At 36.9% G+C, this 14,812-nt stretch carries 15 protein-coding genes; 2 read left to right on the top strand and 13 right to left on the bottom strand.

Annotation, left to right across the window (positions count from 1 at the left end; all coding sequences use genetic code 11):
- Positions 1-2: 2 nt before the first annotated feature.
- From IC610_RS08290 to IC610_RS08275, 4 genes are all read right to left on the bottom strand, one after another.
- The gene (locus IC610_RS08290) at positions 3-620 is read right to left on the bottom strand and encodes a DUF1684 domain-containing protein (protein WP_191736321.1); all 618 of its coding nucleotides are present in this window, start codon (positions 618-620) and stop codon (positions 3-5) included.
- Positions 620-1,012: a hypothetical protein gene (locus IC610_RS08285; protein WP_191736319.1), complete on the bottom strand. Its 393-nt coding sequence runs from the start codon at positions 1,010-1,012 to the stop codon at positions 620-622. Before IC610_RS08285 ends, IC610_RS08290 begins: the two co-directional genes overlap by 1 nt.
- Positions 1,013-1,095: 83 nt before the next feature.
- Entirely contained in the window at positions 1,096-2,598 is a 1,503-nt protein-coding gene (gene mqo / locus IC610_RS08280) for a malate dehydrogenase (quinone) (RefSeq protein ID WP_191736317.1), read from the bottom strand.
- A 282-nt stretch (positions 2,599-2,880) separates the two neighbouring features.
- On the bottom strand, positions 2,881-3,918 hold the full coding sequence (locus IC610_RS08275) for an NAD(P)H-dependent glycerol-3-phosphate dehydrogenase (protein ID WP_191736821.1): 1,038 nt from the start codon (positions 3,916-3,918) through the stop codon (positions 2,881-2,883).
- 219 nt (positions 3,919-4,137) lie between these two features.
- On the opposite strand from IC610_RS08275, the gene IC610_RS08270 reads away from it, so the two are divergent.
- A complete protein-coding gene (locus IC610_RS08270; RefSeq protein WP_191736315.1) occupies positions 4,138-5,157 on the top strand; it encodes a M23 family metallopeptidase in 1,020 nt (339 codons plus the stop codon).
- Between the two features lie 349 nt (positions 5,158-5,506).
- Here IC610_RS08270 and IC610_RS08265 read toward each other — a convergent pair whose 3' ends face one another.
- The 5 genes from IC610_RS08265 to IC610_RS08245 form a co-directional block, all read right to left on the bottom strand.
- Complete coding sequence (locus IC610_RS08265) at positions 5,507-6,160, bottom strand: NAD(P)-dependent oxidoreductase (protein WP_191736314.1); 654 nt, start codon at positions 6,158-6,160, stop codon at positions 5,507-5,509.
- A gap of 58 nt (positions 6,161-6,218) precedes the next feature.
- Positions 6,219-6,629, bottom strand: coding sequence for an Rrf2 family transcriptional regulator (locus IC610_RS08260; protein ID WP_191736312.1), 411 nt, complete (start codon positions 6,627-6,629; stop codon positions 6,219-6,221).
- A gap of 85 nt (positions 6,630-6,714) precedes the next feature.
- On the bottom strand, positions 6,715-8,181 hold the full coding sequence (locus tag IC610_RS08255) for a serine hydrolase (protein WP_191736310.1): 1,467 nt from the start codon (positions 8,179-8,181) through the stop codon (positions 6,715-6,717).
- Between the two features lie 86 nt (positions 8,182-8,267).
- Entirely contained in the window at positions 8,268-8,852 is a 585-nt protein-coding gene (locus tag IC610_RS08250) for a helix-turn-helix domain-containing protein (RefSeq protein ID WP_191736308.1), read from the bottom strand.
- 101 nt (positions 8,853-8,953) lie between these two features.
- Positions 8,954-9,388, bottom strand: a complete 435-nt coding sequence (locus IC610_RS08245; protein ID WP_191736306.1) for an FKBP-type peptidyl-prolyl cis-trans isomerase — start codon at positions 9,386-9,388, stop codon at positions 8,954-8,956.
- Positions 9,389-9,664: 276 nt separating this feature from the next.
- Between IC610_RS08245 and IC610_RS08240 the strand changes: the two genes are divergently transcribed.
- Complete coding sequence (locus IC610_RS08240) at positions 9,665-10,666, top strand: catalase family protein (protein ID WP_191736304.1); 1,002 nt, start codon at positions 9,665-9,667, stop codon at positions 10,664-10,666.
- Positions 10,667-10,780: 114 nt separating this feature from the next.
- On the opposite strand, the gene IC610_RS08235 is transcribed toward IC610_RS08240, so the two are convergent.
- From IC610_RS08235 to IC610_RS08220, 4 genes are all read right to left on the bottom strand, one after another.
- The gene (locus tag IC610_RS08235; protein ID WP_191736302.1) at positions 10,781-11,818 is read right to left on the bottom strand and encodes a TerC/Alx family metal homeostasis membrane protein; all 1,038 of its coding nucleotides are present in this window, start codon (positions 11,816-11,818) and stop codon (positions 10,781-10,783) included.
- 104 nt (positions 11,819-11,922) lie between these two features.
- Positions 11,923-12,534, bottom strand: a complete 612-nt coding sequence (locus IC610_RS08230) for a TerD family protein (RefSeq protein WP_191736300.1) — start codon at positions 12,532-12,534, stop codon at positions 11,923-11,925.
- 146 nt (positions 12,535-12,680) lie between these two features.
- Positions 12,681-13,625, bottom strand: a complete 945-nt coding sequence (locus IC610_RS08225) for a hypothetical protein (RefSeq protein ID WP_191736298.1) — start codon at positions 13,623-13,625, stop codon at positions 12,681-12,683.
- Positions 13,626-13,640: 15 nt separating this feature from the next.
- Entirely contained in the window at positions 13,641-14,807 is a 1,167-nt protein-coding gene (locus IC610_RS08220; protein WP_082482355.1) for a toxic anion resistance protein, read from the bottom strand.
- Positions 14,808-14,812 lie beyond the last annotated feature (5 nt).

The raw sequence follows: 14,812 nt of genomic DNA, 5'->3' as shown, positions 1-14,812 counted from the left end.
ATTTAATGATGATAAATATCGTCGTACATCACACCAGCTTTGATTTCCACGGAAAGTTTATTTTCTGCAGGCACAATCGGGCAATTGTAATCGTAAGCATTATAAGCGCAATACGGATGATAAGATTGGTTAAAATCAATCACAATTGTATCTCCTGTGGGAATTTCAAGATCAATATATTTCCCGCCGCCGTAGGTTTCTTTGTTGTTTGTAAGGTCGCCAAATGGCAAAAAGAGATGGTTTTTATACTCCTCAGTTTTCATCAGATCTAAACTCTGATAAATATTTAAAATGAAATCTTTTCCGTCTAATTTAAAATAGGCCTTTCCAAATTCCTGATACTGCTTAGATTTCCCTGATGAAGTCGGCAAATCAAAGGGTTCCGGATTTTCGTTTTTCACAAACTTAGCAGTAACGCGGTACTTCAGATTGATTGGAAAGAAAGGATGCTTTTTAAAATTCTTAAAATTATCATCTCTTAAAGGTGTCTCTTTTGGATTTAGATATTCTTTATTTAAATTATTCTGAAACTTTTCAATGTCCTTTATTTCTTTTTTCTGCGAAAATCCAGCAAAGGGAATTAGAAGTAAAATGAAATATAAAATGATCTTTTTAAACATTATTCTGAAATTTTAATTCTGTAAACATCTGAAGAATTTCTCTTGATTGATTTCACAAAAAAACCACCTTCTTCCGGAATGACTTCCTGGAAATCAAAACTTTTACAGTCTTTCGGCAGTCCTGAAAAAATTAAGGTAAACCAAAAATCTTTCATAAACGGTACCGGCGTCCAATACGGAAAAAGTGAAATATTTTCTGCATGAATAAGCCCACTTCTGTGATCCGAATTATTATCTATAAGATAGGTCGTATTCCAGATCCTGATCAGATTTCCCAAAAATGGTGAAGCAGGAAAACAGCAATGCACAATCACCTGTTTCTCCTCTTCTACTTTGGTTTTCAGAGACTCAAGCAATTCTGTTGCAATGATTGGTTTTACAATGACTTCCATTTTTGATGAGTAATTAGCAATAAGTAATGAGCAATTTACACAATTCCCAACATTGCTTATTACTCATTACCCATTACTTATAGTTAATGTTTGAGTTGCAGTTTCTCTTTGCTGTAGGCACGGAGCATCGCGGTCATTTCAGGATTTTCAGAGAGTTTCGTTCCGTATGACGGAATTATTTCTTTCAGTTTATCATGCCATTCACCGTTCATTTTTTCAGGGAAGCATTTTTCGAGTACGTCGATCATGGCACTTACCGCAGTTGAAGCACCTGGAGAGGCGCCGAGTAATGAGGCAATTGTTCCGCTTTTGTTAGTCACTACCTCTGTTCCGAATTCCAGTTTGCCGCCAACTTTATCGTCTTTTTTAATGATCTGAACTCGCTGTCCAGCCACTTTCAGTTCCCAGTCTTCTTCTTTGGCATCTTTCACAAACTCCCTCAAATGCTGAATTCTCTGGGCTTTATTCATCGCTACCTGCTGAATGAGGTATTTCGTCAGCGGAAGATTGTGCCACCAAGCGCCAAAAAGCGATCTGATATTTTTGGTATTCACACTTTCAGGAAGATCAAGATAGCTTCCTTCCTTCAAAAATTTAGTTGAAAAGCCGGCAAACGGACCAAAAAGCAAGGCCTTTTTACCATCAATTATTCTGAGATCCAAATGGGGAACCGACATTGGTGGTGCTCCCACCGGCGCCTGTGTGTAAACTTTAGCTTCGTGCTGCGCTACCAATTCCGGATTGTGCGTCACAAGCCACTGTCCTGAAACAGGAAAACCTCCGTAGCCCGCACTTTCTTCAATATCCGAACTGTCGAGAAGCGGCAAGGCATAACCACCTGCACCGATGAATACAAAATCTGCAGAAACTTCATGCTTAATATTGTGAGTACGGTCTTTCACTTTCATCTTCCAGCCGTTTGCAATGGGGTCAATATCTTTCACTTCGGTGTACAGAAAAACTTCCACATTGGTATTTCTGATGAGATGGCGTCCCATTTTTCTGGTGAGTGTTCCGAAATTCACATCGGTTCCGGCTTCCATTTTTGTGGCGGCTAAAACTTCAGACTGATTTCTTTTGCTCATAACCAAAGGAATCCATTCTCTCAGTTTATCATGATCTGTTGTAAACTCCATGCCTTCAAAAAGCACAGATTTAGACATATTTTCGAAACGTTTTTTCAGGTATTCAGAATCATCCTCACCAAAAACAAGACTCAGGTGCGGACATGAATTAACAAAATCCTGTGGTGTATCTATATAATTTTTATTAATTAAAAAAGACCAGAACTGCTTGGAGACTTCGAACTGCTCTGCAATACTCTCTGCTTTTGCAATATCAATACTTCCGTCAGCTTTTTGTGGGGTATAATTCAGTTCACAAAATGCGGAGTGACCTGTTCCGGCATTGTTCCATGCAGCGGTACTTTCTTTTGCAAATCTGCCAAGTCTTTCAAAAATGGCAATATTTAAAGCAGGGTCGAGCTCGTGAAGAAGGGTTGCAAGAGTGGCACTCATAATCCCTCCGCCAATCATTACGACGTCATATTTCGGTTTTGGTGTTCTGCTGATCAGGGTGTGTGGCATTATTCTAAAATTTACTACGAATTTCGGGAAAAGTTTTTAAAATTTACACTCATTGCTTCATTAATAAACTGATAATACTCAGTATTAATTAGAATTGAATATTAAATTAAGTGATTTAGGAGTACACTTCTAAAATCGGTCAAATAAAAATTTAAATGGAAAAAATGTTTATCTCAAAGATTTAAAAAAAGAGAATTGCAGCTGTTCTATAGAAAGAATTCGATTTATGATTATTATTTTAAATGAAAAAATCTCCCGCTAAAGGAGATTTTGATATTTTGATTAATTCAGTTTTGCGGTAAGTTTTCTGTACTGTTTTTCGGCGTTTTTACCTTCATACAGAATTCCGTAAATGGTGTCGATAATAGGAAGTTTTAAACCCTTCTCACGCGCTGTCTGATAAATAGAATCAGCAGCATAATATCCCTCTGCAACCATGTTCATCGACTGAATTGCAGATTTTACAGTATAACCTTTGCCGATTAAATTTCCTAGGTTTCTGTTTCTGGAGAAAAGTGAATAAGCTGTAACGAGTAAATCTCCCAGGTAAGCACTTTCGTTTACGTCCCTTGGCGCTTCATAAATTGCTTCCAGGAACGTTTCCATCTCCCGGATCGCATTGGACACGAAAACTGCAGTAAAGTTATCACCGTAGCCCAAACCACTGGCAATACCGGCTCCAATCGCGAAAATGTTTTTAAGAATTGCACTGTATTCATTCCCCAAAATATCTTTGCTGGCACTGACTTTAATGAAGTCTGATGAGAAAATATCCAGTAATTTTTTTGAATTTTCCTCTTCAACTGTTGCCACGGTAAGATATGAAAGTCTCTCCATCGCAACTTCTTCTGCATGACAGGGTCCTGCAATCACGGCCTGATTTCTGAAACCTATTTTAAATTCATCTTTCAGATAATGTGCAACCACGTTATTCACTTTCGGAATAATTCCTTTGATGGCAGAAACAAAAATCTTGTCGCCATACTCACAATTCAGTTTGTCCATAGAATCTGAAAGGTAAATTGAAGGCGTCGCCAGAACTACAATATCACATGCAGAAACCATTTCGTTGATGTCTGTCGTCAGTTTTAAATTTTTTAAATTAAAATTAACCGCTGTAAGATAAGTCGGGTTGTGACCTCTAAGTTCGATTGCCCCTTTTACAAACTCATTTCTTACACACCAATGCACGGTTTTGCAGTTCTCAACCAACATTTTTACAATTGCCGTTGCAAAACTTCCGCTTCCCAAAACGCCAACCGCCAGTTCTGTTTTTGGTTTTTTTGAGGTAGAATCTGAATTTGTTTTTTTCTTCGTCATAATGATACTGTGAACTGCAAATATATTAAAACCGTCAAATAATGAAAGACTGAAATGCAGATTATCAAAATCTTTGCTAAAATGTAATATGAAAAACAATTTTTTATTAAAATCTGCGTTTAGTAATGACAAAAAGCTGTTTTACAACTAAAATTTTCAATACAAATATTTTAAGTAAATTTGCACGCTTGTAGTGTAAGTAACTTTAATGAAGAAAAAATGAAGAATTTTCTAGCAAACAAGAAGAAAGTAACTGTTCTGATCGGTATACTTTCTGCTGCTGTTTTCGCTCAAAGCATTTTAATTGCCAAACTTTTTAATCAAAAAGATGACAAAACCTACGAGGTAAATCTTGTAAAAATAAATACCGAAAAAGACAGTGTAGATTACCTGAAAATGAAAACTGACCTCGGAATGGTCGATAAAACGGTAACCGAACTCAACTCATTTCTGAAAGCCAAAAACATCAGCAACGGAAGACTTGAGGTATTGGATCAGGACAGTATTTCCAATTCTGTTTATCTTTCTAAACAGGCCAACAGATACAGTGAATACCTGATGAATCTGCAGGAAAAACTACAGCAGGTTCCTCTGGGAATGCCATCTGAAGGCTATATTTCGTCAAATTTCGGCATCAGAAAAAACCCTATTCCATTTAAAAGAGTTCTGGCATCAGTTTCAGCGCCAAAAAGTGAAACTCCCGCTGCCGTACCAACGGTTTCCGCTCCGGAAGTGAAAGCTGTCCCGGTAGAAAAAATAATTGAAGTGACCGACAGCTACGGAAATAAGCGAGAAGTAAAAGTAATGGTAACCCCAAAAGCTCCCGTCGCAGCAAAAACAGCTGCGCCATCTGCTGCTCCTACCCAAAATACTGCTGTTAAAAGCCAACCGATGGAGAAAAATAATCCACCTGCGGAAGCTGATCAGATGCAGTTTCACAAAGGTCTGGACATTGCAGTTCCGTTTGGATCCAATGTCATTGCTACGGCAGCCGGTACCGTAATTTTCTCAGGACAAAAGGGCGGTTACGGAAATTGTGTGATTGTTTCTCATGGAAATGGTCTTGCAACACTTTACGGTCACTTATCGCAACTGGTTGCCAAAACCAATGACAAGGTAAAAGTGGGACAGGTAATCGCCAAGTCAGGAAATTCAGGAAGATCTACGGGGCCACATCTTCACTACGAAGTTCATAAAAACAATACACCTGTAAATCCTAAACTGTTTATGAATTTTTAGGATTGAGAGCCTGTTTAAATTTCATCAAAATTAATTTCCCCCGACCCTAAAGGGAGTTAATTTTGCTGAAATTTTCAAGGCATTTTTCCACCCTTTAGGGTTGGGGAAAAGAAAAATGACTTGAAAATTTGTTTTTTAACCATTTTTAAACAGGCTCTGAAAGTTATATTAAACTCATTTAATTAAGTTTAATTTTAAAATAAAAGATGCCACGAATTCACGGAAGTACTCATTTGATGAGAATTTTCTTCTAGAATTCGTGGCAATTTTTTATGACCTATATTTTCTTAAAAATTTTAACTGATTTAAATTGAAGTTTTAAGTTTGTTCTGGTTGAATCTACATTAAATCAGTACCCAGCTGTAAAACGCTCACGGATGTGATTATTCTGCTCCAATTCATCTACCAAAACAACAGCAACATCTTCTACGGAAAGTACACTTCTTCCCTCGTCGTTAAAAACAGGATTTTCAAGGGCTGTTCTGTATTCTCCCACTCTTACGCCTGCTGTTCCCTGATGCATTTCTATTGCAGGGCTGAAAAACGTCCAGTCGAGCACTGTGTTTTTCTTAATCACATCCAAATAATCTCTGGCCGCAGTTGCCCCAGGTTTTATGTCTGCGGGGAAATCCGGTCCATCTACCAGCTGATTTCCGTCAATAAATAAACTCCCTGCACCGCCAACGGTAATAAATCTTTTTACACCTGAATTCTCAACTGCTTTTTCAATTGCGATAGAGCCATTCAGGAAATCATCATACAGATTAGGATTCGTCCAGCCCGGGTTGAAAGTGTTGATTACTGCATCATTTCCATTTAATACGTCAGAAAGATCTTCCGAATTGTTGATGTCGATACTTTTTGATGACACATTCTCCAAAGCCGGAACTTTTGAAATATCTCTCGCCAAGGCTTCCACCTGATAACCTCTGCTGGATAATTCTTTTACCACATGTGCACCAACAAAACCTGTTGCGCCAATTACTGCTACTTTTTTGCTCATAATTTTAATATTTAAATTAAATTGTAATAAATTTTGTTACATTTAAAATCAAAAAATTTTACTTAAACTGATCTGCGAATTCTTTCAGGTTTTTATTTCCCAGAAAGTCAACGACGAGCTGATCTGTTTCTATAAATAAATTCTTTAAATTTTCATTGATATTTTTCCCAATCGGACAAACAGGATTCGGATTCTGATTTTTTTTGCCTAAAACATCTGAATTTTTTACAGCACGGAAAATCTCTGAAATTTTAATTTTTTCAGGATCCGATGCAATCTGGCTCCCTCCTATTTTACCCTGTCTGCTCACCACAAGATTTGAATCCCTTAAAATCCCCAACTCCTTCCGGACAATAACCGGATTGATGTTGATGCTACCTGCGATCCAGTCAGACGTCAGCCATTCCTCCGGAAATTTTGCCAGAAGAGTCATGATGTGTATCGCTGTTGCAAATCTTGTATTGCTCATAATGTTGGGCACAAAGATAATAAAATTTTAATTGTAATAAAATTAATTACATTTAAAAATGCAAGCTTAATATTTTATTCAGATATTATTTTGTTTCGATCTCAACAATTTTTTTTCCAGCCTTACCGAGATAATGGTTGATGATTGGCTCATAAATCTTATATCCGTCATCGACGTTGGTAAAAATCACCAATCCCTGCTTGGTATCAGGCAAAATAAAAGCGATTGTATTTACTCCATTGTCTGAGCCACCGTGAGAAAGCGCAATCTCGTTATTTCCCAGATCATAAATTTCAAAACCAAGTCCGAAATATTTGTTTTTTTTGATTTCAACCTGTTTCGTTTTCATTGCTTCATAAACTTCCCGCGAAAGCAATTGACTGTTCATTACACCTATTAAAAATTTACTGTAATCTTCCACAGAAGTCATAAGATCATCAGCTCCGCTGGCTGTTTTATTTTTTACGATGTCAAAAGGTTTTCCGTTTGTGCCGTAACCGGTTACAATTCTTCCGCCCTGTTTTTTCTCATTCCAGATATAACTGGTGTCGTTCATATTTAAAGGTTGAAAAACATTTTGCTTCGCTAATTCTTCCAGACTTTTATTAAACTTTTTCTCAACCGCTTTCCTTAAATATTCATAACCTTCACCGGAATACTGATATTTCGTTCCTGGATCGAATTCAAAACTGAGTTTTTTGTTATTTTTCATCCAACGCCAATTTGGAAAGCCAGTTTGATGGCTTAAAACTAATCTAGTGGTCAACTTTTTATTTCGGGGATCATTAGCGATATCTGGATCTGTAAAATATTTGTAAAGTGGTTCATCCAAATTCCATTTTCCTAAACTTACCAAGCGCAAAACAGTCATTGCAGTGACAGGTTTTGTTAAAGAAGCTACATTGAAAAGACTGTTGTAAGGTGCTGTAGTTTTTCCATCCAGAGTTCCGTAAACTTTGATCTCTTTTAATTTTCCATCTTCAATAACGCCCAATCCCAAGGTTGGAATATTATTGTCCTGCATTAACTGCTGAAGATTATCTGTAAGTTTTGCCTTTGCCGGATCCTTGTGATCATAGCTGAGAACATCGCTCATTACCCAGTTTCCGTCTTTTTTTGTCCAGACCGATGTGAATTTTGCCTGACCACCCAACACATCTTCCTTGTTTTTTTCACGGATGAAGAACTGATGCTCGCCAGTTTGTATTGCGCCATACAATTCGCCATTACTGTACAGAGGGAAAACTTCCAGACTGTTTTCAATCACTTTGCGAATTGGCTTTTTATTTGGGTTTCCACAGATGTTTTGCTTTGTCCTTTCCATAAACAGTTTCTTGTCCTGAAAACCACCGTTATCGTGATAGAAATTCAGATTTTCATCCACTGTTTTTTCAAGATAGGCAATGTCGCAATTATTAAAACCGCGCTCAAAGAAAAGACTGTCCTGTTTTTTTAATTCCAGAAATAAAGGTGAATTTTTATCCGTTTGAGCATGTACAATTCCGGTAAAAAGGAATAAAATAAAAATGCTGATGCTGAATTTCTTTGTCATTGAATAATTTTCGACAAAGATTCATTTTTTATAAAATTGAATTCAAAAAAATAACCCGACAAAAACCCGACAATTAAGTATTCAATTTATATAATATTGAAATTCAGACAGTAACGGAGTTTTTGTCTTTTGTCAATTTCATATGCATTTCTCAAAATGATGAAAATATTCAAAAGTGTGAGGCCGATCATAGTCATCAATACAGATGTGGAACCTAGTTTCAGGAAAGCAACAATCATAAAAATGACCGGCGAAATAATGGCTAAAAATATCTGAAGCGAAATGATCTGTTTTACAACAAGAGATTTCTCTTTTGTAAAAATCATTATTAAAAGAGGCGGTAAAAAATTCGCAACCGGAAACCATGCAAAAGGAAGTGAAGAGAGATTGATGATTTTGATTAAAGTTGAGTTTAAAATTTCTATCTGTTTACCGATTAAAATCGGTTCTTCAACTATAACTTCAGTCTCCGTTTGATTATTAGAATCATCTGAAATTAATAAATCTTTTTCTGCAACGTCAAGTGTTGAAGCCAGTGTTTTCAGTGTGTACCCTTTCGGCGCAGTTCCGGCTTCAATCCGCTGAATGGTTCTCACCGAAAGTCCTGACTTCTCAGCCAGTTCTTCCTGAGTGAAATTCTTCTCCTCCCTTATTTTTTTTAATGCCGACATTGATTAAGCTTTACGCGAGCAAATTTACAGATTCAAACATTTATTTAAACAAAAAATTACCCGCAAAACAGGTAATTTTAATTCTGATATTCAGACTGAATTTACTTAATATCCAATAACTCAACTTCAAAAATCAACGTAGAATTCGGTCCGATTTCTTTGCTGATTTCCTGCTCGCCGTAAGCAAGGTGCGGAGGAAGAATCAATCTCCATTTGCTTCCTACAGGCATAAGCTGCAAAGCTTCAGTCCAGCCTTTGATCACTTTATTCAAAGGAAATGAAGCCGGAGTTCCTCTTTTTACCGAGCTGTCGAATACTTTTCCGGTGATGGTTGTACCGTGGTAATGGCATTTTACAGTAGATCTAGGTCCTGGTTTTTCGCCGTCGCCTTCAGTGATGATTTCATACTGCAAACCGCTTGGCAATTCCACAACGGTTTCTCTTTTACCGTATTCCGCCATGTATTCCTGACCGTCTTTCAGGTTCTTAGCTGCCTGTTCTTTTTTACGCTTAAATAACATATCTGCTACTCCCATAATTATTTTTTTGCAAAGATAAGGATTTGGCGGGAAGTGTGAGTTTGAGAGTTTTAGAGTTTTAGAGTTTTAATTAGTTAGTGGATTAGTGAACTAGATCTTTAGAGTTTATGGCTTAAAACTATTCTTATTTTGTAAGAGGAATTTTAAGGTCGGATATTTTTAAAGAGACTGCTTCTCAACGCTTCTGTTTACAGCATACCAAACATTAAAAAACGTTTAATATTCTCGTAACGTAGAATTAAAAACTTGGCGTTATACTTGACTTTTCAAATTATGTTAAATCCCTTGAAATACAACAGGAACTTCGACAAGCTGTCTTACGACGAAAAAATACTACTTGACGAAGCGAAACAGAGCATCGCAGACTTCGTGGAGAGCTCGCCGGAAATCAGCGATGTCAATTTTGCAACGCGTAATGCTCATGCAAAAACCCATTCTGTATTGCAAGGTGTCTTAAAAATCAATCCCAACCTTTGTCCGGACATTAAATATCTTTTTGATAAAGAGCAATATGATATTGTTGCAAGAGTGTCGAACGCCAATATGAAAATCAGCAAAAAGCAGAAACAGATTCCGGCGTACGGTTTTGCTTTTAAAATTAAGGATGATGCAGGGCGCACAATTGCCAATTATCCTTTGGTCAATTTCCCTTTGTTTCCGGTAAATTCGCCATCTGTTTTTCTTAAACTGTTTACGAATATCAACAGGTTTTATTTAAAAAAGATCAGAACTTTTTTCCCGCTTCTCAGGAGTTTGTACAAGATTTTGCCGTCTTGTTTTACCAGAGATTTTATTTCTGAAGTATTTAAATTTTTAAAAAAGAGAAATGATTTTATTCTTTCCCACGACTTTTATTCGGTCGGAGCCTACAGGCTCGATGAAAAAATCGTTAAAATAAAAATTGTTCCGGTAAATGTTCCGACAAAATTTATCAGAAAAGGGAGTGACAGAAAAAAGATCCGAACCTATTTTAAAGATGCCGATTACACTGCTCATGTTTTCATTCAGATATGCTTTGACCTGCAAAATCAACCGATCAACAAGCTGAACGTACACTGGAAAGATTCTCCAGATATTCTCTTAGGTCAGATTAATTTTGAAAAAAATTCGGTTTTGAATCCAAATAACTGTGAACAGGAACTTCTTTCCTTTAACCCTTTTGAAAGTGCGGAAATCTTTCAGCCGGTTGGTAAAATTCAGAAACTGCGGGATGAAGCGTATAAAGTTTCGCTGCAGACGAGGAAGAAGATTAATAAGCTCTTGAAATATAAGTGAAGTGAATTGTGAATTTTGCTGCGCAAGTGAATTGTCAATTTCTTACATAGAAAAAGCGTTGAACGTTTGAAGATAAAAAAAGGCTCTACAAATTGTAAAGCCTTTCAGTATTTATTATTCTATTGTCTCTTTCTCGTCTTCCTTTTTATCAGGGAAAATGATGGAGAGTAATACCGAGATCACCAAAACTCCGCCTACAATTCCTAATGAAATAGGTGATGAAATGTGATACCACGGTGCGATCAACATTTTAACACCGATGAAGGCTAAAATAATCGCCAGACCATAAGGCAGTTTGCTAAACATGTGAATGAAATTCGCCAGTAAAAAGTACAGTGATCTCAATCCTAAAATCGCAAAAATATTGGACGTATAAAGGATAAAAGGATCATTTGAAATCGCAAAAATCGCAGGGATAGAATCCACCGCAAACAATACGTCGGTAAACTCGATTACGGCTACCACAACTAAAAGCGGTGTTGCCATTCTGATTCCGTTCTGTATGGTGAAAAATTTGTCGCCGTCATAATTATCAGAAACTTTCCAGAAACTTTTAATCAGTTTTGCTCCTGCAGTATCGCTGTAGTCTTCGTCATCATCATCTCCGCCGTCGCCCCATGATTTAATTCCGGCATAAATCAGGAACAATCCAAAAAGCGTCATGACCACGTTGATTCTCACTGCGTGACCGAAAATATTCATTTCAGGTAAATACGTCAAATCAATTAACTCAACACCTGCAAAAATGAAGATGGCTCTGAAGATTAAAGCTCCTATGATTCCCCAAAACAACACTTTGTGATGAAGAAATTTCGGCACTTTAAAGAAACCAAATACGAGGATAAATACAAATAAATTATCCACGGAAAGTGCTTTCTCAATCCAGTACGCAGCCTGATATTGTGTAAATTTTTCTACTGCCACAGCGTGACTTCCCGCCGAACCGTCGGTATTGAAAACCCAATAAACAACTCCGGAAAAAATCATGGAAAGTGAAATCCAAACGACCGACCAGATGGTCGCCTCCTTTGAAGTCACCACGTGACTTTTTTTGTTAAAAACTCCTAAATCAAGGAGTAACATGATAACGACCGTTACCGCAAATCCCCACACCAGGCCAGGGTGAAGATCTAAAATGTTGTGTTGTTCCACTATATTTCTGTTATTATATGATAAAAGCAATAGCTGTAAAGATACAGGTATTGCTTAATTTATCAGTCTAAAATAATAAATTTCAGACAATTTGTTATATGTTTTTACAGGTATTTTTGTTTTACCGTTTCAATCGTCTGCTCCAATTTTTTATCGCTGGTAGGATCTCCAATGGCATTGAATTTCCACTCATTATTTCTTTTGTAGAAAACACCCATTACCATAGCAACGTGACCGTTGAAAGACTTATCATTGGCAATATCATATTTCGCAAAAACTTCTCTCACATTCGTAGGTGTTCCTTCATAGATACGGATTGACGCAAAAGGAATCGTCCCAAAATCCTGACCTTTGTAGCTGTTTAAAACCAAAGCTACATGCTCAACGTTAGAATCTAAATTGGCAAAATCCACTGTGATTACTTCATTATCCAAACCGTCATCACCGTTTACGTCACCGGTTAAATCGTCGCCGCTGTGCTTTACAGAACCGTTTTTAGATTTTAAGTTCCCGAAATAGATTACTTCAGTAGCATTTTTGTTTGAATCGTATAAAATGCAGCTTCCATCTAAATCTACTGCTTCTTTTGAAACACCACCGAAAAAACTTTTCTTCTCGATTGCGCCCCAGTTGATCCCGACACAAGCCTGCGAAAGCGTTGTTCCGTTTTCTTTTGTAAGGTTTATTCTCTGACCTTTTTGTAAGTTAATTGCCATTATATTTGTTTGTTTTAGTTATATTTTTTTAAACAGTGAAAAAGTGAATTGTCAATAATAAATTGTGAGTTCAGTAATTATTATAAAATTTTTACTTTTTACTTTTTACTTTTTACTTTTTACTTTTTACTTTTTACTTTTTACTTCTAATTATTTAAATTTAAATTCAACATCGCCCGAAGGATATTGGTTTCTTCGTTGACGTCGAAAATTTTGCTCATAATATCGATGCTCTCGAGATTTCTCAGGTAATCTTTTAAGACAGACTGTACATCTTCAGGAATCGTTTTTCTTCTCATTTCCATCGTCTCGGTCAGTTCATCATTTTTCTCCGTAAGCTGGCTGATAATAGAACTCTGGTTGGATACATTCTCAGAAATATCCAGAGCAGTCAATTCATCATCAATGAGGTACAGTTTTTTTTCATCCACATTAAAAATAAAATATTCATCACTCTGAAAAATCCTGAAAAGCTCATATTCATGCCTTTCAAACTTATATCCGCAGACAAAACGGACTTTAAAATTCTGAATATTCAGTTTCCCCAAAAGCTTTTTCTCAATACAGTAATCCTGATACTGGTAGAAAGGTGCAGATTGAGGTTTAAGCTTATCTTCGTCTGCTTTTGTACGGTAAAATTCAGTTCCGTACTTTTTGTGAAAGTATAAAACCTTGCTCCAGTTCAGCGTATTTTTTTCCTCAATCAGCTCGTGATAGAGATTCCTGAGATGTTCAGAAAAAACACCGCTGTAGATTTTTCTGTCCATCTCAAAACTGTCGGTTTTCTTCTCTTCAAAGTTGGAAATATAGCGTTTGTTGATGTTGATTTCATTAATCACTGCCAGCAAATCGTTTTCCTTTTTCTTCTTGATCTTGGTTAAAAGTTCAATCAGACTGTCGGTATACTGAAGATGAAAAAGTTCCAGTTTATTATAATCCAGCGTCTTGTTATTCTCAAAAAGATGATGAATAATATTGGTTTTAATGTAGATTGCAATGATATCAACATTTTCAAAAAAATTAGAGAGAAGTTTAAGCCTTGTTAATCTTCTTGTACTCTGAGACATGATGTTTGCAACCTCTTCATTCACGCTATAAACCTGTTTTTACCCTCTGATATTTGCTTTTAATTCTGATTCTAAAGTCTGCAGATCCTGATCCAGTTTTCTTCTGCTTTCTGTTCCCTGCTTCTGAATCTGTTTTACTTCATTTAATGTGCTGATCAGTTTTGCAGTAGTTTCCTTTAATGTTTCAGCAGATACAATAGTCTGCTCGTTGGCTCTTGCCACATTGATGGAATTCTGACCCAAACGTTCTGCATTTTTTCTCAAAATTTCTTCTGTGGTTGACGAAACTTTCTGCTGAATTTCAATATTCTGCTGCTGTCTGTGCATCGCAACCGCCAAAGACAGCTGATTTTTCCACACCGGTAAAGTGGTCGTTAAAATCGTCTGCGCTTTTTCGGCAATTGAAACGTTGTTATTCTGCACCAGTCTGATTTGTGGAAGTGACTGCATCATAATTAAGCGGACAACCTTTAAATCAGCCAGTCTTCTGTCTAATCTGTTGATGAAATCTCTTTTGTCGGCAATCTGGTAATCAGCAAAATTCTGAACGTTGTTTTCCATATCTGCCAATTCTCCGGCTGCCTTTTCCATTCTCAGATTTCCTGCAATTACCAATTCTTCAATTGCTTTAATTGAATTGACATTGCTGTCGAAAATTGTCTGCAAAACGGCATTATCTTTCGTAGAAGTTATGATTCCCGCATTTACTTTATGAGAAATCTGATCGATGTTGTTGGTGATCTTGTCGTACTTGGCAAAAAGATTATCCATCTGGTTCATTACCTTTTTCATAAAAGGAAGTCTGCTCAGGAAACCCTTTACGCCACCGTTGTTGATTTCATCAACGTCAACGTAATTCAGTTCAATCAGTAAATTATTGATCAACTCTCCCACTTCACCGGAATTTGACCTTCTTACGTTTCCTAAGAAACTGTCACTCTGATTGGCTAAAGTTTTCTGTAAATCTGAGCCGAAATTCACGATAGAACCCGGATTGGATTCATCGATAGAATTTGCCATTAGCTCATATTTCTGACGATCTGCCGCCTGAATCTGATTTAGATTCACATTTCCATCTCTGTCAACCAAAACGGCCGGAGCTGAATTCTGTGCCGGCTGAGCGGGCTGTGCGGGAGGAATGGGCGTTGGCTCAAACGTTTTCAACGGTTCAATCGACCCTAGCGGATCTGTATTTTGATTATCCATAACTG

It is taken from the genome of Chryseobacterium caseinilyticum (assembly GCF_014837145.1).
Classification (GTDB): Bacteria; Bacteroidota; Bacteroidia; order Flavobacteriales; family Weeksellaceae; genus Chryseobacterium; species Chryseobacterium caseinilyticum.
The sequence above is the reverse complement of the archived record's forward strand: the minus strand, read 5'-3'. Positions and strand labels throughout refer to the sequence as shown.

Bases quoted from the DNA above. Each gene is read 5' to 3' on its own strand.
- IC610_RS08290 (WP_191736321.1), bottom strand. From the start codon at position 620: ATGTTTAAAAAGATCATTTTATATTTCATTTTACTTCTAATTCCCTTT.
- mqo (WP_191736317.1), bottom strand. From the start codon at position 2,598: ATGCCACACACCCTGATCAGCAGAACACCAAAACCGAAATATGACGTC.
- IC610_RS08245 (WP_191736306.1), bottom strand. From the start codon at position 9,388: ATGGGAGTAGCAGATATGTTATTTAAGCGTAAAAAAGAACAGGCAGCT.
- IC610_RS08230 (WP_191736300.1), bottom strand. From the start codon at position 12,534: ATGGCAATTAACTTACAAAAAGGTCAGAGAATAAACCTTACAAAAGAA.
- IC610_RS08275 (WP_191736821.1), bottom strand. From the start codon at position 3,918: ATGACGAAGAAAAAAACAAATTCAGATTCTACCTCAAAAAAACCAAAA.
- IC610_RS08270 (WP_191736315.1), top strand. From the start codon at position 4,138: ATGAAGAATTTTCTAGCAAACAAGAAGAAAGTAACTGTTCTGATCGGT.
- IC610_RS08255 (WP_191736310.1), bottom strand. From the start codon at position 8,181: ATGACAAAGAAATTCAGCATCAGCATTTTTATTTTATTCCTTTTTACC.
- IC610_RS08250 (WP_191736308.1), bottom strand. From the start codon at position 8,852: ATGTCGGCATTAAAAAAAATAAGGGAGGAGAAGAATTTCACTCAGGAA.
- IC610_RS08265 (WP_191736314.1), bottom strand. From the start codon at position 6,160: ATGAGCAAAAAAGTAGCAGTAATTGGCGCAACAGGTTTTGTTGGTGCA.
- IC610_RS08220 (WP_082482355.1), bottom strand. From the start codon at position 14,807: ATGGATAATCAAAATACAGATCCGCTAGGGTCGATTGAACCGTTGAAA.
- IC610_RS08240 (WP_191736304.1), top strand. From the start codon at position 9,665: ATGTTAAATCCCTTGAAATACAACAGGAACTTCGACAAGCTGTCTTAC.
- IC610_RS08285 (WP_191736319.1), bottom strand. From the start codon at position 1,012: ATGGAAGTCATTGTAAAACCAATCATTGCAACAGAATTGCTTGAGTCT.
- IC610_RS08260 (WP_191736312.1), bottom strand. From the start codon at position 6,629: ATGAGCAATACAAGATTTGCAACAGCGATACACATCATGACTCTTCTG.